Here is a 22,743-nt window from a genome sequence, read left to right as displayed (position 1 = left end):
CCGCACCCGACGGCGCACACTCCGCGTTCATGTGGGCCGTGGCAGCGTCGTCCGAGCCGGTGGTACTCCTCGCGCAGATCTCCTCGGCGCAGTACCAGCAGGACCCCGAGGCGGTGGGCGGGCTCGGGCTGTCCGCGCTCGTCTCGGTCCTCCCGCTCGCGGTCGTGCTCGTCCTGCTGGGCGCGCTGCGGGTGCGGGCGCACTGGGCGGCGCTGGCCGGGCTGACCACCGCGCTGGTCGTCGCGATCGCCGGGTTCGGGATGCCGTTCGGGATGTCGCTGTCGGCCGCGGCCCACGGCGCCGTGTTCGGTCTGTTCCCGATCCTGTGGATCGTGATCAACGCCCTGTGGGTGTTCAACATGACCGTCGCGACCGGCCACTTCGACGTCCTGCGCCGCAGCTTCGGCACGCTCTCGATCGACACCCGGACCCAGGCGATCCTCGTCGCGTTCTGCTTCGGCGGGCTGCTGGAGGCCCTCGCCGGGTTCGGGGCGCCGGTCGCGATCACCTCGGTGATGCTGGTGGCGCTGGGCTTCGCCCCCATCAAGGCCGCCGTCGTGGCGCTGGTGGCCAACACCGCGCCCGTCGCGTTCGGCGCGATGGGCGTCCCGGTCATCACGCTCGCGCAGGTCACCGGCCTGCCGCTGGACGTCGTCTCGTCCACCGTGGGCCGCCAGACCCCGTTGCTCGCGCTCTTCGTCCCCCTGGTCCTGGTGTTCATCGTCGACGGGCGGCGCGGGCTCCGCGAGGCATGGGTGCCCGCGCTGGGCTGCGGCATCGTGTTCGCGCTCGGCCAGTTCCTGACGTCGAACTTCTTCTCCGTCGAGCTCACCGACATCGTCGCGTCGCTGGCCGGGGCCGTCACCGTCTTCGCGCTCGCCCGCCTGCAGCCGAACGCGGTGTGGGCGGCGCGGAAGCCGGCCCTCAGCACCACCGGCGGCCCGTCGTCCGGCGGAACCCCGGACGGCTCGGACCCCGACGAGACGCCCGACTCCCCTGCCGAGATCCGCAAGGCCTACGCCCCCTACGCGATCATCATCGTGGTCTTCGCCCTGGCGCAACTGCCCGGGATCAAGGAGCTGCTGGCCTCGGTGAAGATCGCGTTCGCCTGGCCCGGACTCGACGTCCTGACCCCCGCCGGGGTCCGCGACAAGGTCAACGACTTCTCCTTCTCCGTGCTGTCCACCGCGGGCACGCTGATGGTGCTCGCTGCGGTGATCGTCGCCGTCGTCCTCGGGGTGGGCGTGCGGCGCACGATCACGACCTGGACGAAGACCGTCGGCGAGCTCACATGGGCCATCCTCACCGTCGCCTCGGTACTCGCGCTCGCCTACGTCATGAACGCCTCGGGCCAGACCACCTCGATCGGCCTGTTCGTCGCCGGTGCCGGTGCCGCCCTCGCGTTCCTGTCCCCCGTGCTCGGCTGGTTCGCCGTCGCCGTCACCGGGTCCGACACCTCCGCCAACGCCCTCTTCGGCTCACTGCAGGTGACCGCGGCCCAGGGCGCCGGCCTCCCGCCGGAGCTCCTGGCCAGCGCCAACTCCTCCGGTGGCGTCCTGGGCAAGATGCTCAGCCCCCAGAACCTCACCATCGCCGCAGCCGCGGTGAAGCTCGACGGCCAGGAGGGCACGCTGCTCCGCAAGGTCATCGGCTGGAGTCTGGGGATGCTCCTGATCCTGTCGACGATCATCGCCCTGCAGGCGACGCCGGTGCTGAGCTGGATGCTGCCGTGAGCCGGGGACACGGGTACCCGGTCGAGCGGGCGGGGGTCCGTGATGGCCGTCGCCGACCGCCCCTTCCCGTCGGCGGGCGCCGCCCGCAGGCACGACGGTCGAGCGGAACTCCGTTGCTGTTCCCGGCGCTCCGAACAGCAACGCGGGTCCGTTCACGCGTTCGGCGAGGTGGCTGATCGCCCGGCGGGTATCCGGTTCGGGTGATCAGCGGTGGGTCGCGGGGCTCGGTGCGGTAGGTGTACCCGGTCGGAGTGATCCACTCCGTCGACCGGTCCGGGTGCAGGGTGACCTGCCGGCCGGGTTGTTCCTTCAGGTCGGGGCGGGCGGTGCACAGACCCCGACAACGGGTCGGCCACCAGGCGTCGCCACGGCATCGGTGACGACGTCGCGGGCGTGACCGGGGTGGTCGTGACCGCGTCGGGGTCGCGGATGACCGACTTCCCGGTCAACGCGGCCGCGACCAGATCCTCCGACGCCGGTCCCGGGTGCGTTCGTCATCCGAGCCCGTTCCGCGGGCGAGGCGGGTGAGCCACTCGAACGACGACGCCGCATCCGGCGCCGACATCCGCACCCGGACGGTCGCCATCTCGTCGTCAGCGGCGAACACGTCCACCCGCCGCTCCGTGCGCGCAGCCCGGGGCCGCTCAGCGGCCCCGTCGGGATCGACCGCGATGATCGCCCCGTCGCAACGCCGCGGACGACTGCGCCCGCGTCCGGCCGGGCGCCGCAGGCAGCACCCGCTCCTGCACCGCGACAGCCATCTCACCGGGCAGGACCGCGAGCCGGTCCACGATCAACCGCACCCGGGAGGCGTCCAGCCGACCGGCCTGCAGCAGGTCCCGGGTCCGCCGGAACAGCCGTCGAGCCGGACGGGCTGCGCCGACCGCGCCTCCCCGGGGCCGGGCGACGAGGTCAGCGCCGGCGCCACCTCGGACCCGGCCCGTTCCCGAGCCGGAACCGCCGCGCTGACCGGCCGGACGGCCCCGTCCCCACCCCGCCCGCGAGAACTCCGCCAGAACCGCGAACTGCCGGGCCGCGACCAGACCTGGCAATCGCCCGAGAGACTGCGCGACAGCAGACGCGACCACGGAACCCGACGGCACGCTGCCCCGGTCCGCGGACCCCGCCAGGCGTCGAGGACCGGAAGCGCCGCGGCAGCACCGTGGTGCAGGACGATCCTCACCGGGAGAAATGTTCCCACCCGGCCGGCCCACCCTCGTAGGGCCGACCATCCACCAGAACAGCGGCAGCCCCCGACCGCACCTCCCCGACCACCGACCACCCCTCGGGAACGGGGCCGGGGAAGGCGGCGACGAGAGCGTGGTCCTCCCCACCGGTGAGGATCCAGTGCAGGGGATCGACACCGAGGGCCTGCCCCACGTCAGCCAACCGCCCGGCCACCGAGAACGCAGCAGACCGCACATCGACCACGACCCCGGACGCCACGGCCACGTGCCCCAGATCGGCCAGCAACCCGTCCGACACGTCGATCATCGCCGTCGCCCCCGCCCGCGCCGCCTGCGGACCGGCCGCGTAGGGCGGCTCCGGCACCCGGTGCGCCCCGACGACCGCCACCGGCGACCGGAACCCCCGCCCGAGCACCGCGAGACCCGCCGCCGACCACCCCAACCGCCCGGCCACCGCGACCACGTCACCCGGCCGGGCGCCGCCCCGCGTGACGGGGTCGAGCCCGCCGAGCGACCCGAGAGCGGTCACGGACAGCACCAGCTGGGAGGACGCGGCGACGTCCCCGCCCACCACCCCGGCCCCGGCCGTCGCGGCCTCGGCCCACAGCCCGTCGGTCAGGGCCTGCAGCATCTCGACGTCGGTGTCGGCCGGGCACGCCAGCCCGACCAGCAGGGCGGTGGGCACCGCCCCCATCGCCGCGACGTCCGCCAGGTTGGCCGCGGCGGCCTTGCGCCCCACCTGTTCGGGGGTCGACCAGTCGAGTCGGAAGTGCACGCCCTCGACGAGCACGTCGGTGCACGCGACGACCCGTCCGTCCGGTGCCGCCACGACCGCCGCGTCGTCCCCGGGCCCCAGGAGCGTGGATGCGGGCTGCGTGCGCCCCGTCGTCACGCTCGCGATCAGGCCGAACTCACCGAGTGAGGCAAGGGTGATCTTCTTCTCCGCGGGGGTCGACGATGTGGGCAACGGGGTCTCCTCCGGTACGTTCGGCGTCCGACCTTCCTCCCCACGGACGGTCCCGGACGTAGTCAGAGCTCAGTGGAAGGGGCACGACGTGGTGCAGGCGTACATCTTGGTCCAGACCGAGGTCGGGAAGGCCGCGGCCGTGGCCTCCTCGATCGCCGGGATCACCGGGGTGATCTCGGCGGAGGACGTGACCGGTCCCTACGACGTCATCGTGCGCGCGGAGGCCGACGATGTCGACCTTCTCGGACAGCTCGTCGTCGCACAGGTGCAGGGCGTCAACGGGATCACCCGGACGCTCACGTGCCCGGTGGTCCACCTGGCCGGCTGAGTACACCGGTGCCCGCCTCCACCCGCCCGCCGCTGCCGGTCCTGATCGCGATCGCGCTGCCGGTGCTGCTGGCCGTGGTGGTGGCGGGCATCGGGATCACCGCCCGGTTCGCCGGCCCGGACACGCCCCCGCCGGACACCACGCCGCTGGCCACTCCCCCCGTCGACGCGCCCGACGCCGCCGGCCCGGAGTGCACCTCGCTGCTCGCGAACCTCGACGGCGACCTGCCGTCGGGCGACGCCACGCTCCCCGTCCGCGCGCTCGCCGACCCCGCCCCCGACGGAGTCCGCGCCTGGGCCGCCGCACCGCGCCCGGTCGTGCTGCGCTGCGGCCTGCCCCGCCCCCGGGAGCTGACGCCGACCTCGGCCCTGCTCGAGATCGACGGCGTGCAGTGGCTCCAGCTCGACGACGGCGTCCCGGAACCGGTCGTCGCCACCTACGTGGCCGTCGACCGGCCCGTGTACGTCGTGCTGACCACCCCGGTCGACGCGGGCAGCGGCCCGTTGCAGGCCGTGTCCGACGTTGTGCGGGACACACTCTCGGCCACCCCGGTCGCGGTCCGGTAGCGGCGTTCTACGCTCGTCCCATGGTGACGATGTCCCGGGCCACCGAGGACTACCTGAAGGCGATCTACACCCTCGCCCATCACGGTGGTCCCGTCACCACGAGCACGCTCGCCCACGAACTGGGGGTCTCCTCCCCCTCGGTGTCGGCGATGCTCAAGCGGCTGGAGGACGGCGCGCTGCTCGACCGGCCCGACCACCGCAGCGTCGCCCTCACCGCTGCGGGCGAGCGGGCCGCGCTGCGGGTGGTGCGCCGCCACCGCCTGCTGGAGACATTCCTCGCCCAGGTCCTCGACGTGCCGTGGGACGAGGTGCACGCCGAGGCCGAGCTGCTCGAGCACGCCCTGTCCGAGCGGCTGGAGGGCCGGATCGACGCCGCACTCGGCCACCCGACGCACGACCCGCACGGCGACCCGATCCCGCCCCGCGACGGCCCGCACGTCGAGGTCCGCGGCACGCCGCTGGAGTCGGTGCCCGCGGGGTCGCGGTTCCGCGTGGAGCGGGTGTCGGACCGCGACAGTGCCGCCCTGCGCTACCTGGGCGGCCTCGGCATCGTGCCCGGCGCGGAGCTGACGGTCGAGGAGCAGGCCCCGTTCGGTGGGCCGCACTGGGTCCGCGTCGGTGACGACCGGCACGCGCTGGGGGCGGCGTTGGCGCAACTCGTGCACGGTCACGTCGTCTCGTCGTGAGACACCTCTTGCCGGGGTGATTAGACAAGCCTAACGTCCCGCTTCATGGTGACGACCACCCGCGACGGGGACAGTGCTGCCACGGCCTCGCCGTCGGTTCAGGAGATGCGGCGCAGGCGCGGTCTGCGCGGGCGGCTGGCGTTCTTCGGGCCCGCGTTCGTCGCCGCCATCGCCTACGTCGACCCGGGCAACTTCGCCACCAACTTCTCGGCGGGTGCGCAGTTCGGCTACCTGCTGCTGTGGGTGATCGTCGGCGCCAACCTGCTCGCGATGCTGATCCAGACGCTCTCGGCGAAGCTGGGCATGGCCACCGGGCGCAACCTCGCGGAGCTGTGCCGCGACCACTTCCCGCGGCCGGTCGCGCGCGGGATGTGGGTGCAGGCGGAGCTGGTGGCGATCGCCACCGATCTCGCGGAGGTCATCGGCGGCGCGATCGCCCTGAACCTGCTGTTCGGGATCCCGCTGTTCACCGGCGGCGTGATCACCGGGATCGTCGCGTTCGCACTGCTCGCGCTGCAGAACCGCGGGTTCCGGCCGTTCGAGCTCGCGATCACCGGGCTGTTCGGCGTCATCCTGCTCGGGTTCCTCAGCACCCTGGTGCGCGTCCCGATCGACGGTCCCGACCTCGCCGCCGGCCTCGTGCCGATGTTCGACGGCACCGACAGCCTCCTGCTCGCCACGGGCATCCTCGGTGCCACGGTCATGCCCCACGTCATCTACCTGCACTCGGCGTTGACGCAGAACCGCGTCACCGCCGTCACCGCCGACGACCGCCGGTACCTGCTGCGGCGCCAGCAGGCCGACGTGCTGCTGGGCATGGGGCTGGCCGGCGTCGTCAACGCGGCGATGCTGATCATCGCCGCGGCCCTGTTCTTCGGATCGGACGTCCCGAACACCGACACCCTGGAAGGTGTCCACGTCGGCCTCGCCCGGGTGCTCGACCAGCCGGCGGCGTTCGCGTTCGCCCTCGCCCTGCTCGCGTCGGGCTTCGCGTCGTCGGGGGTCGGGACCTACGCGGGCCAGGTCGTCATGCAGGGTTTCATCCGGCGGAGCATCCCGCTGCTGCTGCGCCGGCTGCTGACGCTCGCGCCGGCGCTGGTGGTGCTCGGGATCGGCGTCGACCCGACGCGGGCACTCGTGCTCTCACAGGTGGTTCTCTCGTTCGGCATCCCGTTCGCGCTGGTGCCGCTGGTGCTGCTCACCCGCCGGTCCGACGTCATGAGGGAGCTCGTGAACCGGCGCGTCACCACGGCGATCGCCGGGCTGGCGGCTCTGGTGATCATCGGCCTGAACGGGTTCCTGATCTGGCAGACCGTGACCGGGGCCTAACGCAGCCCGGTTCCCCGCGCGAGTGCCGTCTCGACCAGCGTGGAGAGCAGGGCCGGGTAGTCCAGACCGGTCACGGCCCAGACCCGGGGGAACATCGAGATCGGGGTGAAGCCGGGCATCGTGTTGACCTCGTTGACGGTGAGCTCGCCGTCGGCCCCGACGAAGAAGTCGACGCGGGCGAGACCCTGACCGTCGAGCGCACGGAACGCGGCGATCGCCATCTCGCGAACCCGGTCGGCGACGTCGTCGTCGAGCTTGGCGGGGATGTCGAACTCGCAGACGTCGTCGAGGTACTTGGCGTCGAAGTCGTACCACTCGGCCGTCGTTCCGTCTGCGCGAGTACCGACGATCCGGATCTCGGCCGCGACGCTCGCGCGGACCGAGCCGTCGGGGAACTCCAGCACCCCGACCTCCACCTCGCGCCCGACGACCGCGGCCTCCACCAGCACCTTCGGGTCGTGCTCGCGGGCGGTGGCGATCGCGGCGTCGAGGTCGGCCCAGTCGGAGACGCGGGTGATCCCGACCGACGAGCCCGCCCGGGCCGGCTTGACGAAAGCCGGCAGGCCGACGCGCTCACGCTGCTCCGCCGTCAGCGTCGCCGTACCCGGCCGGAGCACGACGACGGTGCCGATCGGCAGGCCGTCGGCGGCGAGGAGCTTCTTGGTGAACTCCTTGTCCATGCCCGCCGCACTCGCCAGCACCCCGGCGCCGACGTAGGGCAGGCCCGCCATCTCCAGCAGGCCCTGGATCGTGCCGTCCTCGCCGTAGGGGCCGTGCAGGACGGGGAAGACGACGTCGACGCCGGAGAAGACCTCGCCCGCGCGGTCGGGGTCGAGGACGACGAGGCCGCCGCGGGTGGGGTCACCGGGCAGCGCGAGCGCGGTCCGGGACCCGTCGACCGACGGCAGCGCGCGGCCGTCGATGGCCAGCTCGCGGACGTCGTCGGTACCGAGGACCCAGGCCCCGTCCGGGGTGATGCCGACGGGCACGATCTCGAAGCGCTCGGGGTCGAGGTGGCCGAGCACGCTGCCTGCGGACACGCACGAGATCGCGTGTTCGCTGCTGCGCCCGCCGAACACCACCGCCACACGGATCCTGTTCCCGGTCATGGCGCCCGAGGGTAGGCGGGACGTGCGGTGACGCCGGGATCGGGGCGGCAGGGATCGGACGGCGGGGATCGGCGCCGAACCGCGACTCGCGGGCGGGGATCTCGCGACTCGCGGGGGGTTGGGGTCAGGGGGCGAAGCGCTGCTCCAGGTCGCGCACCTCGGGCAGGCCGATGAGGTCCGTGAAGCCCTCGAAGGTGGGCAGGTCGGGGAGGGTGGCCGCGGGGGTGCCGTCGCGGTGCAGCGTCTGCAGGAACGCCTGGATGCCCGCCGTCGCCGCGAGCAGCGTGCCGATCGGGTAGAGCACGAGCGAGAAGCCCAGCTCGTGGATGCGGTCCAGCGAGATCGGCGGGGTGCGTCCGCCCTCGGCCCAGTTGAACACCAGCGGGGCGACGCCCTTGAGCTCGTCCGCGACCCGCTCGATCTCGCCGTCGCTCACCGGGGCCTCGACGAACAGCACGTCGGCGCCCGCGTCGGCGTACGCGCGTGCCCGGGTGATCGCCGCGTCCAGCCCCTCGACGGCGGCGGAGTCGGTGCGGGCGATGAGCAGGAAGTCGGGATCGTGCCGGGCGGCGACGGCGGCGCGGATCTTGCCCGCCATCTCCTCGACGCCGATCACGGCCTTGCCGCTCATGTGCCCGCACTTCTTCGGCAGCACCTGGTCCTCCAGGTGGATGCCGGCGACCCCGGCCTGCTCGTAGAGCTGGACGGTGCGCACGACGTTGATCGCGTTGCCGTAACCGGTGTCGGCGTCGGCGATCACCGGCACATCGACGGCGGCGACGATCCGCCGCGCGTTGTCGACCATCTCCGTCCCGCCGAGCAGCCCGACGTCCGGCCGACCCACGAGCGATGCCGTGGTGCCGAATCCCGTCATGTAGACGACGTCGAACCCGGCCTGCTCGACGAGCCGCGCCGACAGCGCGTCGTAGGCGCCGGGGGCCACGAGCGTGCCGGGCGCGGCGAGCAGCTCACGGAGCCGGGCCCGGGGCGCGCTCGGTCGCGACAACAGATCTCCCACGTGCTTCCTTCCGCTGAATGTATGCAAAGTAACCCCGAAGCCTGGACGAGGGAATCTCCACGCCCTAGTTTGCACACAATCTCACGACAGGAGGTCGGGTGACCCGGGCATCGGAACGCGCCACCGGCGCCGTGCGGGAGCTGATCCTGCGCGGCGACTTCGCGGCCGGTGCGCGCCTGGGCGAGGTCGAGCTCGCCGAGCGCCTGGGCGTCAGCCGCACCCCGGTCCGCGAGGCGCTGGCCCGCCTCGCCTCGGAGGGGCTCGTCGAGATCGTCCCCAACCGGGGTGCGCGGGTCAGCAGCTGGACCGTCGCCGAGCTGGAGGAGGTGTTCGACCTGCGCGCCGCGCTCGAGCCCCGCCTCACCGCACTCGCCGTCCCGAACGCCGGCCCGGCCGACGTCGACGCGCTCGACGACCTCGCGCAGCGCATGCTGGGCGCCGAGCTGGACGATCTCGTCCCCCTCAACCGCGCGTTCCACGGCCTGCTCGCCGAGCTGGCCGCCCATCCGGCGATGGCGGGAGCGCTGGCCGGGGCGATCCACGCCCCGATCGTGCTCCGCAACTTCCACGCCTACGACGACGCGTCGCTGCGTCGGAGCCTGGCCCACCACGTCGAGATCGTGGCCGCGGTGCGCGCGGGCGATCCCGTCTGGGCGCAGGCCGTCATGACCGCACACATCCACAACGCCCGGGCCGTGATGGTCCGGGTCGCCCGGGAGGACAGCGCATGAGCGAGCGTCGTCGGTCGACGTCCGCCCGGTCGGCGCGGGCGGCGGCTCGATCGCGCACCTCCCCGAGCTGACGAGGGCCCTGCGTGTCGGGCCGCAGTCGGCGGGCGCCGACCCGGGCCCGGCCGCGTACGGGAAGGGCGGCACCGGGCCGACCGCCACCGACGCGAACATCGTCCTCGGCTACCTGCCCGCGTCGCTGGCCGGCGGCGAGATCACCCTCGACGTCGACGCGGCCCGCACCGCGGTGGCGGGCGTGGCCGACGCGATGGGGCCCAGGTCGCCGGACGCCCTCAACCACGGCTTCCGCCCGCATGTCGTCCGCGACGCCTGCGCCGACCGCACCACCGAGCTGCACGTCCGTCGAGCTGCGCGGCATCGTCCTCAGCACGCGGGGCGGGGTGCGCCGGCTGTTGTAGCGTCGATCCATGACCGATCTCGCCGACGTCCGCCGCATCGTCGCCCAGGACAGCGGGCTGGCGAGCGTCAGCGTGGTGCGCGCCGACGGCACCCCACACACCTCGCTCGTCAACGCCGGGGTGCTCGACCACCCGGTCACCGGCGAACCCGTCGTCGGCTACGTGACCTACGGCCCGGTCAAGCTCCGCACCCTGCGCGCCCGCCCCGCCACCTCGATCCTGTGGCGCGCGGGCTGGCGCTGGGCGGCCGTCGACGGCGACAGCGAGCTCCGCGGCCCCGGCGACGTCGACGCCGAGGAGCTGCGCCTGCTGCTGCGCGCGGTGTTCACCGCGTGTGGCGGCACCCACGACGACTGGGACGCCTACGACCGCGCGATGCTCGACGAGGGCCGGGTCGCGGTCCTGATCGCGCCGCGGAAGGTCTACGGCAACGCCTGAGGACGTGCCCCCGCCACGTCGGGGTCGCACGCTGCCGGTGCGCTGGTCCACTCCCTGCTCGCCGACGCCCTGTCGCTGCTCGGCAGCTCCGTCGCGTTCGTCGTGCCGCCCTGGCTGATCCCCGTCCGCACCGGCGCCCCCGCGACGGCCGGACCGGGCGCCGCGGCGTCCGGGCTGCCGATGCTCGTCGCCGCCGTCGCGGCGGGCGGCTCGTCGAGCAGATGGGCAGGCGCCGCACCCCGGTCGGCGCCGACGTGCCGGGGATGACGGCCCGCGAGGCGCTCGCACCCGACCTCACCGCGGCCGCGCCGCGTTGCGCATGCCCTGGTTGAGCACGAACGCGATGAGCAGGCACAGCAGCACCGCGAACAGGTTGACGACGTGGCTGCCCGGCGCACCGGCCTCGGACTCGGTGCCCGGCGTCTTCTTCGGCCCACCGCCCGGCCCGGGTTCGACGTCGTCGATGGGTTCGCGCCGCAGGAGCGGACTCGTCATGGTCAGCTTCTCGTGAGCAGGGACCGGGCGAAGAACGCCAGGTTGGCAGGGCGCTCGGCCAGGCGCCGGACGAAGTAGCCGTACCACTCGGTGCCGTACGGCAGGTAGACGCGGACGGACTCCCCCGCTGCCGCCAGGTCGCGCTGCTCGTGCGGTCGCACGCCGTGCAGCATCTGGATCTCGTACGGGCGGCCGCGGCCGAGGTGCCGCGCGATGTCGATCAGGACGGGGTCGTGCGTGGCGACCATCGGCAGCCCGTCGCCCGCCATGAGGATCTTCAGGCAGCGGACGTAGGACAGGTCCACGTCGTGGCGCTCCCGGAACGCGACCGAGGCCGGCTCGTCGTAGGCGCCCTTGCACAGCCGCACCCGTGAGCCCGCCAGGTCGCGGCAGTCGGCCTCGGTGCGGCGCAGCCCGGCCTGCAGCACGGCCCCGACCCACGGGTGGTCGACGCGCAGGTCGCGCACGATCCCCAACGTCGAGTCGGTCGTGGTGTGGTCCTCCATGTCGACGGTCACGGTCGTCCCGACGGCGTGCGCGGCCTCGCAGATCCGACGCGCGTGGTCGAGCGCGACCTTCTCCCCGTCGGTGCCGGCCAGGGCCTGCCCGAGGGCGGAGAGCTTGACCGAGACCTCGACGCGCGGGCCGAGCCCGTCGAGGCCTCGCAGCAGGGCGCGATAGGCGTCCGCGTTCGCCTCCGCCCGGGAGCGGTCGGTCACGTCCTCGCCGAGGTGGTCGATCGTGACGAGCCGGTCGGTGGTGATCTCCCGGGCCACGGCCAGCACCTGGTCGGTGGTGGTCCCGACCACGAACCTGTCGACGACGGGGCGCAGCAGCGGGGTGTTCTCGGCGAACGTGCGGAGCCGGCCCGACCGGGACGCAGCCAGCATCAACGACCTCAACATGGGCCGGAACGTTAGGACGGTCACTCCGCGATCGGTTAGTCCGAACGAACAACGAAGAACCGGTCCGTCAGTAGCATCCGCCCATGGAGACCATCCTCGCCCAGGTACTGGCCGCGATCGGCGAGCCCCTTGTCGACGTGCGGGTGGCCCCGGCGGGTCTGGACGCACCCGTCACCGGCGTCGCCATCCTCGACCCCGACGACGACCCGGCCGACCACCCCGGCCGCCTCGTCCTGCTGATCGGCGCCCGCGGCCGGGACGCCGTACGGCCGCTGCGGGCGGCGGCCCGGCGCGGGGCCGTAGCGGTGGCCGTGAAACCCGGCCCCGGGTCCGACGACGAGCTGGTCGCGGCGGCGGCCGACGCGGGTGTCGCGCTGCTGGGCGTGCGCGCCGACGCCCGCTGGGACCAGCTCGAGGCCCTCGTCCACGGGATCCTCGACGACGGCCTCCCACCCGACGACGGCGACGCGGGCGACCTCTACTCCCTCGCCCAGACCGTCGGGCTGCTCACCGGCGGGCTGGTCAGCATCGAGGACACCGCGAGCCGCGTCCTCGCCTACTCCCGCTCCGACGCGACCGCCCCCGACGAGCTGCGGCGGCTGTCGATCCTGGGCTGGCAGGGCCCGGCCGACTACCTCGCCACGCTGCGCGGCTGGGGCGTGTTCGACCGGTTGCGCGCCGGCGAGGACGTCGTCCACGTCGACGAGCACGCCGAGCTCGGCATCCGGCGCCGCCTCGCCGTCGGCATCCACGCGGGGCAGCGCCAGCTCGGCACGATCTGGGTGCAGGAGGGGGTGACGCCGTTCGCGGAGCGCGCGGAGAGCGTGCTGGTCGGGGCCGCGCGGGTCGCGGCAGGGCACCTGATCCGGCGGCGGTCGCAGCAGTCGCCGGGTGCCCGCTGGAGCCGCGACGTCGTCGCCGGGCTGCTCGACGGTCGCGTCGGCGCGGAGCTGGTGGCCGCCACGTTCGGCCTCGACGCGGGCGACCCCGCGGTGGTCGTGGCGTTCGGCGCGACGTCGGAGCTGGGGGTGGCGGAGCTGACCGAGGTGGTGTCGGTGCACGCCGCGACGTTCCGGCGGGGCGCGCTCACCGCCCCGGTCGGCGCGCGGGTCTACGCGGTGCTGCCCGCCGTCGGCACCGAGAAGGGGCTGGCGGCGATGTGCGCGGAGGTCGTCGCCATCGCCGGTCGGCGGGCCGGTGCGCGGGTGCGGGCCGGGATCGGGTCGGGCGTCGCCGGGCTGGCCGGGGTGCCCGCCTCCCGCGTCGACGCCGACCGGGTGCTCGACGCCATGCCCTCCGACGCCGACGTCGCCGCGATCGGCGACCTGCGCGCGGAGATCCTGCTCGACGAGACCCTCGCCCGGCTCGTCGACCTGCACGATCCCGCCGCTGCCGCCCTCATCGCCCACGACGGCGAGCACGGCAGCGACCTCGCGGCGTCCGTGCTGTCCTACCTCGACGCGCTCGGCGACGTGCGCACGGCGGCGGCCCGGCTCACCGTGCACCCCAACACGCTGCGCTACCGGTTGCGCCGCGCGTCGCAGGTGGCGGGCCTGCGCCTCGATGACCCCAGCGCCCGCCTCGTCCACCATCTGTACCTGCTGCGCGCCACCCGCTCCGTCACCGCCGGGCCGCCGCGAGCCGCCGCCACACCCACGCCGACGGCTCGCGGCGCCCGGTGAGGACGTAGCCGGCGACCACCGCGTCGCCGAGGGTCCGGTCCAACGACCTGCGCGCCGACGGGTGCCCGACCAGCAGCAGCTCGTCGCCCGCCCGCAGCTCGACGTCGTCGCCGGGGCCCACGTCCGCGTCGTCGCCGCGCAGCACCAGCAGCACGACCGCGCACACCCGCTCGTCGCGGTCGCCGGGGTCGCGCAGCAGGTCGCCGAGGGCGATCCCCGTCGCGAGCCGCCCCTGCAGCGCAGGGGCCTGCTCGTCGTCGAGGCGGACCTTCCAGACGGCCTGCAGGCGCGGCCCGCACAGCGCGGTGAGCCGGTCGACGAGGTCGGCGGCCCACGCGTCGTCGCGCTCGGGGACCGTGCCGAGGAAGCGCCACAGCAGGGGCGTGCTGAGCTGGGCGTACGCCTCGTGCGCGACGACCTCGGTCGGCACCAGCAGCGCGTCGACGGCCACGGCGCGGAACAGCGGCGCACCGGTGGCACGGTTCTGCCGGGCGGCGACGAACAGGTCCGGGTTGGCGCGCCGCGCGGCGGCCACCAGCGAGAGGTTCGCGGCGTCGTTGTCGGTGGCGGCGACGAACCCGACCGCGTGCTCGAGGTCGGCCCCGGCGAGAACGCGCGGGTCGGACCCGTCACCGACGATCACGGGCCGGTCGTCCTCGTCGGGCTCCGGCTCGATCACCGTCACCTCCAGGCCCTCGGCGGCGAGGTCGTCGGTGAGTGCGCAGCCGAACCGGCCGAACCCGCAGACCACCCAGCGACCGTCGCGCGGCGGCTTCCGGCGGGGCGGGATTTCGGCTCCCGGGCCGCTCTCCAGCCACGTCATCAGCTGGTAGGTCGCCGGGGCCCGCAGCGCGATCCGCAGGTGGCGCCCGAACGCGGCGAACGGGTTGACGACGGTCGGCGTCCCGAACGCCCGCATCCGGTCGGCGATCAGCGGCGACGCGGTGCGCGCGACCACGGGCAGGTCGGGGCGCAGCAGCGCCGCGGCCATCGTGACGGTCAGGTTCGCCTCGTCGTCGTTGGTGAGCGCGAGGACCCCCGCGCACCACGGGTGCTCCAGCCCGGCCACCGTGAGGCGCCCCGCGTCGCGCGCGTCGCCCGCGAGGCCGGGCACGTCGGCGCGGTAGGGCGCGAGGTCGAGGGCCTCGATGCGCTCCTGGTCGAGGTCGAGCACCACGAACCGCCGCCCGAGCCGGTCGAACGCGCGCCCGAGGAGCTCCCCGGTGACCCCGTACCCCGCGATCAGCAGGAACGGCTCGCGCAGCCGCGCGACCTTGCGGGAGAAGTGCGCCGTGCGGACGGCCTGGCGGAAGGTCCGGTCGCGCAGCAGGGCGAGCAGCGACCCGATCGCGTACGCCCAGCCGACAACCGTCAGGAAGATCGTCGCGGTGACCCAGAGCCGCTGCGCGTAGGTGAACGGGTACGGCAGCTCCCCGAACCCGATCGTCGACGCGGTGTAGCTCATGAAGTAGAAGGCGTCGAGGAAGCCCATGCGGTGCGGGTTGCCCAGCTCGTCCCGGCCGGGCACCAGCGTCAGCCCGAGGACGCCGATCGCGAAGATCACGATCAGGGTGATCAGCGGGACCCGCATCCGCCGCATGACCAGGAAGAACGTGGCCGACGGGAGCGGCTCGCCCATCACGGCCGGCTGAACGACACGGTCTCGGCCACCAGCAGCACGACCGACACCGCGTTGGCCAGCAGCGCGCCGGCTGCCAGCGACACGACGGCCGCCGTGCCCGCCTCGTCCAGCCCACCCGGCGAGGCGTTGGCGACGAAGCCCCACACGGTCGCCGCGGCGACGAGCTGCAGGTCCGCGACCAGGCTGGTGGCCAGGTGCACCGCGCCCATCTGGGTGCGGTCGCCGAACTTGAGCACGGTCGCGACGAGGCTGATCACGAGCGCCGCGAACAGCTCGTAGACGTTGTGCTGCGCCGGATCCGACAGGTCCCCCAGCACGAAGCCGAAGTTCAGGGTGGCGGCCAGCAGCACGAAGAAGCCGAAGACCACCTTCTCCAGGTTCACGCGCGTCCCCCGTCGTCGGCCGCCCGGACCGTAGCCCCACAGCGGCGCCCCCGCCGGGTCACGCGACCTCGGCGGCCCGCCTGCCGCGGTCCAGCCGTCGCATGATCGGGGTGGCCGCGACCCCGTGGATCGTCACCGAGAGCACCACGACGAAGCCCACGGCGGCCCAGATCTGCTCGGCCCCGGCGAACGGCGCCTGCGACGTCGCATAGGCCAGGTAGTAGAACGAGCCGATCCCGCGGATCCCGAACACCGCGATCGCGGTGCGCTCCTGCGGCGACCCGGTCGCGCCGCCCAGGGCCAGCCACGCCGTCGCGGGCCGCACGACGAGCACGAGCGCGAGGCCGACGGCGACCATGGGCCAGGTCAGCGGGCCGAGCAGGCCGCGCACGACGGCGCCGCCGAACAGCACGAGCAGCAGCACCGTCAGCAGGCGCTCGATCTGCTCGACGAAGTCGTGGAGCACCTGGTGGTACTCGTGGTCGCGCTCGCTGGCGCGGATGGAGCGGGCGCACACGAACACGGCGAGGAACCCGTACCCGCCCGCGACCTCGGTGAGGCCGTAGGCCAGGAACGTCGCGGCGAGCGCGATGAACCCCTCCGCGTGCGACGCCAGCTTCAGCTGCTCGGAGCGGGCGCGGAAGAACAGCAGCCCCAGCCCGCGGCCGACGACCACTCCCCCGACGACGCCGACCGCGATCTTGACGAGCACGTCGCTGACGACCCACTCCCCGACCCAGCCGAACGGGTCGGCCGCTGCCGTCGCGATCGCGATCGCCGCGTAGACGAACGGGAACGCCAGCGCGTCGTTCAGCCCGGCCTCGGAGGTGAGGGCGAAGCGCACCTCGTCCTCGCCCTGCTCCTCGCCACCCGGCTCCCCCACCTGCACGTCGGAGGCCAGCACGGGGTCGGTGGGGGCGAGCGCCGACCCGAACAGCAGGGCGGCGGCCGGCGCGAGACCCAGCGCCCACCAGCCCAGCACCGCGGTGGCGACGATCATCAGGGGCATCCCGATGCCGAGCAGCCGCCACGTCGAGGACCACGAGCGCCACCCGATCGGCCGGTCCAGCTTCAGCCCGGCGCCCATCAACGCGATGATCACCACGACCTCGGTGAGGTGCTCGGCGATCTCGGGGTGGGCCAGCGGGTCGGGCGCGGGCAGCGCGGGCACGACGGCGAAGACCGCCATCCCCAGACCGAGGAACACGATCGGCATCGACAGCGGTCGGCCGGCGAGCAGCCGGGGCAGCAGGCCGGCCGCGAGCGCGCCGATCCCGACGAGCGCGAAGGTCAGGTCGATCAGGTCCATGGGGTCCGTTCACAGGTGGGCGACCCGCCCGGATGCCCGCTGCCACCGGCTCGAAACCCGTCCACCCCCGCGAGTCGCGAGATTCCCGCCCGCGAGTCGCGAGAACTCCGCCCGCGAGTCGCTGGTCCTCGGCCCGCGAGTCGCCGTTCCTCCGCCCCGAGTCGCGCACCCCCATCGACGCCGCTGCGTCCGACACCGCTGCGTCGATCGGATGAGAGCTCACGCTGGATGCTGTGCGATCGGACAAGCCGTCGATCGCGCGGTCCTCCTACCGTTCCCCCATGGACGCCCTCACCCGCACCCCGGCGCCGCGCAACGAGCCGGTCCGCGACTACGCCCCCGGCTCCCCGGAGCGGGCCTCGCTCCAGGCCGCCCTCGCCGAGCTGGGCGGGCGGCACCTCGAGCTGACCGTCACGATCGACGGGGAGCAGCACGTCGCGGGCGGCGCCCCGTTCGACGTCGTCGCCCCGCACGCCCACGCGCACGTCCTGGGCACCGGCGCGAACGCGACCCGCGAGGACGCGAAGTGCGCGGTCGAGGCGGCCCTGCGCGCGGCCCCGGCGTGGCGCGACCTCCCCTTCGACGAGCGCGCCGCCGTCCTGCTCCGCGCCGCCGACCTGCTCACCGGCCCGTGGCGGGACCGGATCAACGCGGCCACGATGCTCGGGCAGTCCAAGACCTGTTTCCAGGCCGAGATCGACTCCGCGTGCGAGCTGGCCGACTTCTGGCGGTTCAACGTCTCCTTCGCCCGCGAGATCCACCAGATCCAGCCGCAGAGCAGCCCCGGCGTGTGGAACCGCATGGACTACCGCCCGCTCGAGGGCTTCGTCTACGCGATCACGCCGTTCAACTTCACCGCGATCGCCGGCAACCTCCCCACCGCGCCCGCGCTCATGGGCAACACGGTGATCTGGAAGCCCTCCCCCACCCAGTCCCTCGCCGCGCACCTGACGATGCGTCTGCTGGAGGAGGCCGGGATGCCGCCCGGCGTGATCAACCTGCTCACCGGCGACGGCCGCGACGTCTCCGAGGTCGTCCTCGCCGACCCCCACCTCGCCGGCATCCACTTCACCGGCAGCTCGGCCACCTTCCGGCACCTGTGGGGTCAGGTCGGGGCCAACATCGCCGGCTACCAGGGCTACCCACGGCTCGTCGGCGAGACCGGTGGCAAGGACTTCGTGCTCGCCCACCCGAGCGCCGACGTCGACGTGCTCCGGACGGCACTGGTCCGCGGCGCGTTCGAGTACCAGGGCCAGAAGTGCTCGGCGGCGAGCCGCGCGTTCGTGCCGCGGAGCGTCTGGGCCCGGCTGCGCGACGACCTCGCCTCCGAGGTCGACGCGCTCGCGATGGGCGACGTCGCCGAGTTCTCGAACTTCATGGGCGCCGTGATCGACCGGCGCGCGTACGACAAGGTGACGGCGGCCCAGGCGATGGCCCGCACCGAGCTCGACGTCCTCGCGGGCGGCACCGCCGACGACGGCGTCGGCTACTTCGTCCGCCCCACCGTCGTCGTCGGCGGGGACCCGACCCACGAGGTGTTCCGCACCGAGTACTTCGGCCCGCTGCTCGCGGTCCACGTCTACGACGACGGCGACTTCGAGACCGTCCTGAAGCAGGTCGACGCGGGCTCCCCCTACGGCCTGACCGGCGCGGTGATCGCCCGCGACCGGGCGGCCGTCGCACGGGCGAGCGAGTCGCTGCGGTTCGCCGCGGGCAACTTCTACGTCAACGACAAGCCCACCGGCGCCGTCGTCGGCCAGCAGCCCTTCGGGGGCGGGCGGGCCAGCGGCACCAACGACAAGGCGGGCTCGATCTACAACCTGCTGCGCTGGACGAGCCCGCGGACGATCAAGGAGACCTCCGTGGCCGCGACGACGAGCGGCTACCCCCACCAGGGCTGACCCTTGTGTCGGATTCGTCCCCACCGTGGGCCGGATCACCTCCCACCAGCGCTTTCCCCATCCCCGACCGGGTGCTTAGCTATAGCAATCAATCACCCGTCCGTGGGAGCTGCCGTGCCCTACAAGTGGATCGCCCTGTCGAACACGACGCTGGGCCTGTTGATGGCGACGATCAACTCCTCGATCGTCCTCATCGCGCTGCCCGACATCTTCCGCGGCATCGGGATCGACCCGCTCGCCCCCGGCAACACCAGCTACCTGCTGTGGATGATCATGGGGTTCCTCGTGGTCACCGCGGTGCTGGTCGTCGGCTTCGGCCGCCTCGGCGACATGTACGGCCGCGTCCGGATGTACAACCTCGGCTTCGTGATCTTCACGGTCGCGTCGGTCCTGTTGGCCGTGACCTGGCAGTCCGGCGACGCCGCCGCGCTGTGGCTGATCGGCTGGCGCGTGGTGCAGGGCGTCGGCGGCGCCTTCATCATGGCCAACTCCAGCGCGATCCTCACCGACGCGTTCCCCGTCGAGCAGCGCGGTCTCGCGCTCGGCATCAACGGTGTCGCGGCCATCGCGGGTTCCTTCCTCGGGCTCGTGGTCGGCGGACTGCTCGGGCCCGTCAACTGGCACCTCGTGTTCCTGGTCTCGGTCCCGTTCGGCGTGTTCGGCACGATCTGGGGCTACCTCAAGCTCCGCGACACCGGCGAGCGGACGCCCGCGCGCATGGACTGGTGGGGCAACCTGACGTTCGCCGTCGGCCTGATCGCCCTGCTCGTCGGCATCACCTACGGCATCCAGCCCTACGGCGAGGACGTCATGGGCTGGGCGAGCCCGTTCGTCCTGACCTGCATCATCGGCGGGATCGCCGTGCTCGCGGCGTTCGTGGTGATCGAGCGCCGCGTGGCCTCCCCGCTGTTCGCGATCGACCTGTTCGCCAACCGCGCGTTCACCCTCGGCAACACCGCGAACCTGCTGGCCTCGCTCGGCCGGGGCGGGCTGCAGTTCGTCCTCATCATCTGGCTGCAGGGGATCTGGCTGCCACGCCACGGCTACTCCTTCGAGCAGACTCCGCTGTGGGCCGGGATCTACATGCTCCCGCTGACGGTCGGGTTCCTCGTGGCCGCGCCGATCTCCGGCGTGCTGTCGGACCGGTACGGCGCGCGCTGGTTCGCCACCGGCGGCATGGTGCTCTCCGCGGCCAGCTTCGCACTGCTCGACGTGCTGCCGATCGACTTCGGCTATCCCACGTTCGCCGCGATCCTGCTGCTCAACGGCATCGGGATGGGCCTGTTCACCTCACCCAACCGGGCCGACGTGATGAACAGCCTCCCGGCCCGGTCCCGCGGTGCGGGTGCGGGCATGACGGCGACGTTCCAGAACTCCGCGATGGTGCTGTCCATCGGCTTCTTCTTCAGTCTGATGATCATCGGTCTGTCCCAGGACCTGCCCGCGGTCATGGCGCAGGGGCTCACCGAGCACGGCGTGCCCGCCGCCGACGCCGCCCGGATCGCCGAGCTCCCGCCGGTCGGCGTGCTGTTCGCGGCGTTCCTCGGCTACAACCCCGTCCAGCAGCTGCTCGGCGGCGTCCTGCCGACGCTGCCGCCCGACCAGGCGGCCTACCTCACCGGCCGCAGCTTCTTCCCCGAACTCATCTCCGGGCCGTTCTCCGCCGGACTGACGGCGGCGTTCGCGTTCGCCGTGGTCGCGTGCCTGGTGGCTGCGGTGGCGTCGTGGTTCGCCGGGAACGGGCGGGGGTCCGAGACGGTCGGGGCCGAGCTGGCGTCGGCGTCGGGCGAGCTGGTGGGGGCGGTCAGTGCGCGGGCCGCGACCGGCAGCGCGGAGTCGAGGGCCGAGCGCGACGGACCCGCGTAACCCAGCACGATCCCGAACGTCCGGGGCTCGCCGACGTGGTGACGGGCCAGGCCGTCGAGATGGACGCCGTGCCGGGCGGCCTCCTCGACCGCCCGGCGCTCGGCCGCGGCGTCGGGCAGCAGGGCGACGACGTGGGCCCCTGCCTCGTCGCCCACGACCGTGACGCCCTCCAGCGCGGCGATGACGGCGGCGCGCCTACCCGAGAGCTCACGGCGCAGCCGACGCAGGTGCCGGGCGAGGTCGCCGTGCGCAGCCAGCGCGACGAACACCCGCTGGCCCGCCCGCGCCGGGCGACTCCCGGTCGCGTCGCGCTGCTCCAGGACAGCGGCGACGACGGCCGGTGGCGCCACCAGCCAGCCGACGCCCAGGGTCGGGGTGAGGAGCTTGCTCGCGGTGCCGAGGTGCGCGACGACGTCCGGACCGAGGGCGGCGAGGAGCGGGAGCGGGGCGACGTCGTAGCGCAGCTCGCCGTCGTAGTCGTCCTCGACGACGAGGAACCCCTCCGCCCGCGCCCGCTCCACCAGCGCGACGCGGCGCTGCGCCGAGAGCCGTACGCCGAGCGGGTACTGGTGCGCGGGCGTGCAGTAAACCGCGGCCACCCCTCCCGGGACGGCGTCGACGACGAGCCCGTCCGCGTCGACCGGCACCGGCACGACGAGCAGCCCCGCAGCCCGCAGCGCCGACACCGCCCGCCGGTACCCCGGCTCCTCCACCGCCACCCGCGCCCCGGCCGGGATCGTGCGCGCGAGCTCGGCCACGGCCGCGGAGCTGCCGGAGGTGACGAGCACGGTGTCCGGGTCGGCGGGCAGGCCGCGGTGGCGCAGGAGGTGCCCGACGACCGCGGCCCGGAACGCCGGCAGCCCGACGGGGTCCGGGGCGGCGTCGGCCGGACCGTCCGCCGCGGCCCGCCAGGCCCGCCGCCACGCGGCGGGGTCGAGCGCCTCGACGCACGGGGACCCTGCGGAGAGGTCGACCGGCTCCGATGGCAGCAAGGCCACCTTGCTGCCACGAGACGGCGGCAAGGTGGCCCTGCTGCCATCCACCGACGGCGTGTGCAGCACGTACGTCCCGCTCCCCCGCCGGGCCCCCACCCAGCCCTCCGCGAGCAGCTGGTCGTACGCCGCCGCCGTGACGGTCCGGCTGACGCCCAGCGTCGCGGCCAGCGCGCGGGTCGAGGGCAGCCGGTCACCGGGTCGCAGCGACCCGTCGGCGGTGGCGGCCCGCAGGGCGTCGGCGAGCTGCACCGACAGCGGATGCTCCGCAGTGCGGTCGAGCACGATCGGCGTCATCAGTGGCCTTCCCGACTACTGCAGAAGTGGCTCTCCCAGGGTGCCACCCGGGCGTCGAGGATGGCCGCATGACGCCGCTCTCCCCCACCTCCCGCAGCACGATCCGGCGCGGCGCGGCGCGGGCGCGCACCGACCGCGCGGAGCTCTACGCCGTGCTCGACGCCGGGACGATCTGCCACCTCGGTGTGGTGCTGGGCGGGGCGCCGGTCGTCCTGCCGACCGGGTACGGCCGCATCGGCGACGTGCTCTACCTGCACGGATCCACCGGCGCGGGCACTCTGCGCGCCGCGGCCGACGGGGCACCGATCTGCGTCACCGTCACTCATGTCGACGGCATCGTGCACGCCCGCGCGGTCTTCCACTTCTCGATGAACTACCGCAGCGCGGTCGCGCACGGCGTCCCCCGGCTGGTCACCGACGCCGACGAGCGCCTCGCCGGGCTCCGCGCGATCACCGAGAACATCGCGCCCGGCGCCTGGGACCACGCGCGCGGGCCCAACCGCAAGGAACTCGCCGCCACCCAGGTCGTCGCGCTCGACCTCGCCGAGGCCAGCGTCAAGGTGCGCACCGGCCCGCCCGTCGACGACGACGAGGACGTCGAGGCGGGTCTCGCGTGGGCCGGGGTGGTGCCCCTGCACACCGTGATCGGCACACCCGAGCCGTGCTCGCTGCTGCCGTCGGCGATCGGGGTCCCGGACCACGTGACGGTCGCGGCGCTGGTCGGAAGGGGCGGGCCGCCACCCACCCGGGTGACGTAACCTCG

The 22,743-nt window shown here is 73.8% G+C and carries 19 protein-coding genes and 2 pseudogenes; 12 read left to right on the top strand and 9 right to left on the bottom strand.

What is annotated here, in order from left to right; genetic code table 11:
* Positions 1–29 precede the first annotated feature (29 nt).
* Positions 30–1,733, top strand: coding sequence for an L-lactate permease (locus I4I81_RS00185; RefSeq protein ID WP_218605512.1), 1,704 nt, complete (start codon positions 30–32; stop codon positions 1,731–1,733).
* A gap of 1,179 nt (positions 1,734–2,912) precedes the next feature.
* Here the strand turns inward: I4I81_RS00185 and I4I81_RS00180 are convergent.
* Complete coding sequence (locus I4I81_RS00180; protein WP_225924443.1) at positions 2,913–3,887, bottom strand: thiamine-phosphate kinase; 975 nt, start codon at positions 3,885–3,887, stop codon at positions 2,913–2,915.
* An 88-nt stretch (positions 3,888–3,975) separates the two neighbouring features.
* On the opposite strand from I4I81_RS00180, the gene I4I81_RS00175 reads away from it, so the two are divergent.
* Genes I4I81_RS00175 through I4I81_RS00160 form a run of 4 tightly spaced genes read left to right on the top strand, consistent with a single transcriptional unit; the run spans position 3,976 to position 6,796 of the window.
* Positions 3,976–4,215: an Lrp/AsnC ligand binding domain-containing protein gene (locus I4I81_RS00175; protein WP_141279762.1), complete on the top strand. Its 240-nt coding sequence runs from the start codon at positions 3,976–3,978 to the stop codon at positions 4,213–4,215.
* 8 nt (positions 4,216–4,223) lie between these two features.
* Positions 4,224–4,781 carry a DUF3515 domain-containing protein gene (locus I4I81_RS00170; protein ID WP_226363657.1) on the top strand — a complete coding sequence of 186 codons (558 nt, stop codon included), beginning with the start codon at positions 4,224–4,226 and terminating at the stop codon, positions 4,779–4,781.
* 20 nt (positions 4,782–4,801) lie between these two features.
* Positions 4,802–5,467, top strand: coding sequence for a metal-dependent transcriptional regulator (locus tag I4I81_RS00165; RefSeq protein ID WP_218606011.1), 666 nt, complete (start codon positions 4,802–4,804; stop codon positions 5,465–5,467).
* A 45-nt stretch (positions 5,468–5,512) separates the two neighbouring features.
* Positions 5,513–6,796: an Nramp family divalent metal transporter gene (locus I4I81_RS00160; RefSeq protein WP_218606012.1), complete on the top strand. Its 1,284-nt coding sequence runs from the start codon at positions 5,513–5,515 to the stop codon at positions 6,794–6,796.
* Here I4I81_RS00160 and I4I81_RS00155 read toward each other — a convergent pair.
* Both I4I81_RS00155 and I4I81_RS00150 read right to left on the bottom strand, forming a co-directional pair.
* Positions 6,793–7,905, bottom strand: a complete 1,113-nt coding sequence (locus I4I81_RS00155) for a D-alanine--D-alanine ligase family protein (protein WP_218606013.1) — start codon at positions 7,903–7,905, stop codon at positions 6,793–6,795. The two genes, I4I81_RS00160 and I4I81_RS00155, sit on opposite strands and share 4 nt — an antisense overlap.
* Before the next feature lie 124 nt (positions 7,906–8,029).
* Positions 8,030–8,923, bottom strand: a complete 894-nt coding sequence (locus tag I4I81_RS00150; RefSeq protein WP_218615698.1) for an isocitrate lyase/PEP mutase family protein — start codon at positions 8,921–8,923, stop codon at positions 8,030–8,032.
* 98 nt (positions 8,924–9,021) lie between these two features.
* On the opposite strand from I4I81_RS00150, the gene I4I81_RS00145 reads away from it, so the two are divergent.
* From I4I81_RS00145 to I4I81_RS00135, 3 genes and pseudogenes are all read left to right on the top strand, one after another.
* A complete protein-coding gene (locus tag I4I81_RS00145) occupies positions 9,022–9,654 on the top strand; it encodes a GntR family transcriptional regulator (protein ID WP_218603382.1) in 633 nt (210 codons plus the stop codon).
* Between the two features lie 16 nt (positions 9,655–9,670).
* A pseudogene (locus I4I81_RS00140) lies at positions 9,671–9,913 on the top strand (hydantoinase/oxoprolinase family protein); the annotation flags it as partial.
* A gap of 166 nt (positions 9,914–10,079) precedes the next feature.
* Complete coding sequence (locus I4I81_RS00135) at positions 10,080–10,508, top strand: pyridoxamine 5'-phosphate oxidase family protein (RefSeq protein WP_218603383.1); 429 nt, start codon at positions 10,080–10,082, stop codon at positions 10,506–10,508.
* Positions 10,509–10,802: 294 nt separating this feature from the next.
* On the opposite strand, the gene I4I81_RS00130 is transcribed toward I4I81_RS00135, so the two are convergent.
* Both I4I81_RS00130 and I4I81_RS00125 read right to left on the bottom strand, forming a co-directional pair.
* Positions 10,803–11,003, bottom strand: coding sequence for a hypothetical protein (locus I4I81_RS00130; protein ID WP_218603391.1), 201 nt, complete (start codon positions 11,001–11,003; stop codon positions 10,803–10,805).
* 2 nt (positions 11,004–11,005) lie between these two features.
* Positions 11,006–11,908, bottom strand: coding sequence for a proline dehydrogenase family protein (locus I4I81_RS00125; RefSeq protein WP_218603384.1), 903 nt, complete (start codon positions 11,906–11,908; stop codon positions 11,006–11,008).
* A gap of 83 nt (positions 11,909–11,991) precedes the next feature.
* Between I4I81_RS00125 and I4I81_RS00120 the strand changes: the two genes are divergently transcribed.
* On the top strand, positions 11,992–13,590 hold the full coding sequence (locus I4I81_RS00120) for a PucR family transcriptional regulator (RefSeq protein WP_218603385.1): 1,599 nt from the start codon (positions 11,992–11,994) through the stop codon (positions 13,588–13,590).
* On the opposite strand, the gene I4I81_RS00115 is transcribed toward I4I81_RS00120, so the two are convergent.
* The 3 genes from I4I81_RS00115 to I4I81_RS00105 are packed head-to-tail and all read right to left on the bottom strand — an operon-like array spanning position 13,529 to position 16,924.
* Positions 13,529–15,229 (bottom strand): potassium channel family protein, encoded by a 1,701-nt coding sequence (locus I4I81_RS00115; RefSeq protein WP_218603386.1) that lies wholly within the window; start codon positions 15,227–15,229, stop codon positions 13,529–13,531. The two genes, I4I81_RS00120 and I4I81_RS00115, sit on opposite strands and share 62 nt — an antisense overlap.
* The gene (locus tag I4I81_RS00110) at positions 15,229–15,615 is read right to left on the bottom strand and encodes a DUF6394 family protein (protein WP_218603387.1); all 387 of its coding nucleotides are present in this window, start codon (positions 15,613–15,615) and stop codon (positions 15,229–15,231) included. The genes I4I81_RS00115 and I4I81_RS00110 overlap by 1 nt, the downstream gene beginning before the upstream one ends.
* A 58-nt stretch (positions 15,616–15,673) precedes the next feature.
* Positions 15,674–16,924, bottom strand: coding sequence for a cation:proton antiporter (locus I4I81_RS00105; RefSeq protein WP_218603388.1), 1,251 nt, complete (start codon positions 16,922–16,924; stop codon positions 15,674–15,676).
* Positions 16,925–17,205: 281 nt separating this feature from the next.
* Here I4I81_RS00105 and pruA point away from each other — a divergent pair, with 281 nt between their 5' ends.
* The gene (gene pruA / locus I4I81_RS00100) at positions 17,206–18,825 is read left to right on the top strand and encodes an L-glutamate gamma-semialdehyde dehydrogenase (RefSeq protein WP_218603389.1); all 1,620 of its coding nucleotides are present in this window, start codon (positions 17,206–17,208) and stop codon (positions 18,823–18,825) included.
* Positions 18,826–18,987: 162 nt separating this feature from the next.
* Positions 18,988–20,691: an MFS transporter gene (locus I4I81_RS00095; RefSeq protein ID WP_218603390.1), complete on the top strand. Its 1,704-nt coding sequence runs from the start codon at positions 18,988–18,990 to the stop codon at positions 20,689–20,691.
* On the opposite strand, the pseudogene pdxR reads toward I4I81_RS00095, so the two are convergent.
* Positions 20,652–21,980: pseudogene (pdxR, locus tag I4I81_RS00090) on the bottom strand (MocR-like pyridoxine biosynthesis transcription factor PdxR); the annotation flags it as partial. The gene I4I81_RS00095 and the pseudogene pdxR overlap by 40 nt on opposite strands.
* A gap of 68 nt (positions 21,981–22,048) precedes the next feature.
* Here pdxR and I4I81_RS00085 point away from each other — a divergent pair.
* Entirely contained in the window at positions 22,049–22,738 is a 690-nt protein-coding gene (locus tag I4I81_RS00085; protein WP_218606108.1) for a pyridoxamine 5'-phosphate oxidase family protein, read from the top strand.
* Positions 22,739–22,743: the final 5 nt, after the last annotated feature.

This window comes from Pseudonocardia abyssalis (genome assembly GCF_019263705.2).
GTDB lineage: Bacteria > Actinomycetota > Actinomycetes > Mycobacteriales > Pseudonocardiaceae > Pseudonocardia > Pseudonocardia abyssalis.
This window is presented reverse-complemented; position numbering and strand designations above follow the sequence as displayed.

What these genes read in the sequence shown, in the direction of transcription:
- I4I81_RS00130 (WP_218603391.1), bottom strand. Translation starts at nt 11,003, where the DNA reads ATGACGAGTCCGCTCCTGCGGCGCGAACCCATCGACGACGTCGAACCC.
- I4I81_RS00085 (WP_218606108.1), top strand. Translation starts at nt 22,049, where the DNA reads ATGACGCCGCTCTCCCCCACCTCCCGCAGCACGATCCGGCGCGGCGCG.
- I4I81_RS00095 (WP_218603390.1), top strand. Translation starts at nt 18,988, where the DNA reads ATGGCGACGATCAACTCCTCGATCGTCCTCATCGCGCTGCCCGACATC.
- I4I81_RS00125 (WP_218603384.1), bottom strand. Translation starts at nt 11,908, where the DNA reads ATGTTGAGGTCGTTGATGCTGGCTGCGTCCCGGTCGGGCCGGCTCCGC.
- I4I81_RS00155 (WP_218606013.1), bottom strand. Translation starts at nt 7,905, where the DNA reads ATGACCGGGAACAGGATCCGTGTGGCGGTGGTGTTCGGCGGGCGCAGC.
- I4I81_RS00105 (WP_218603388.1), bottom strand. Translation starts at nt 16,924, where the DNA reads ATGGACCTGATCGACCTGACCTTCGCGCTCGTCGGGATCGGCGCGCTC.
- I4I81_RS00185 (WP_218605512.1), top strand. Translation starts at nt 30, where the DNA reads ATGTGGGCCGTGGCAGCGTCGTCCGAGCCGGTGGTACTCCTCGCGCAG.
- I4I81_RS00120 (WP_218603385.1), top strand. Translation starts at nt 11,992, where the DNA reads ATGGAGACCATCCTCGCCCAGGTACTGGCCGCGATCGGCGAGCCCCTT.
- pruA (WP_218603389.1), top strand. Translation starts at nt 17,206, where the DNA reads ATGGACGCCCTCACCCGCACCCCGGCGCCGCGCAACGAGCCGGTCCGC.
- I4I81_RS00160 (WP_218606012.1), top strand. Translation starts at nt 5,513, where the DNA reads ATGGTGACGACCACCCGCGACGGGGACAGTGCTGCCACGGCCTCGCCG.
- I4I81_RS00165 (WP_218606011.1), top strand. Translation starts at nt 4,802, where the DNA reads ATGGTGACGATGTCCCGGGCCACCGAGGACTACCTGAAGGCGATCTAC.
- I4I81_RS00135 (WP_218603383.1), top strand. Translation starts at nt 10,080, where the DNA reads ATGACCGATCTCGCCGACGTCCGCCGCATCGTCGCCCAGGACAGCGGG.
- I4I81_RS00115 (WP_218603386.1), bottom strand. Translation starts at nt 15,229, where the DNA reads ATGGGCGAGCCGCTCCCGTCGGCCACGTTCTTCCTGGTCATGCGGCGG.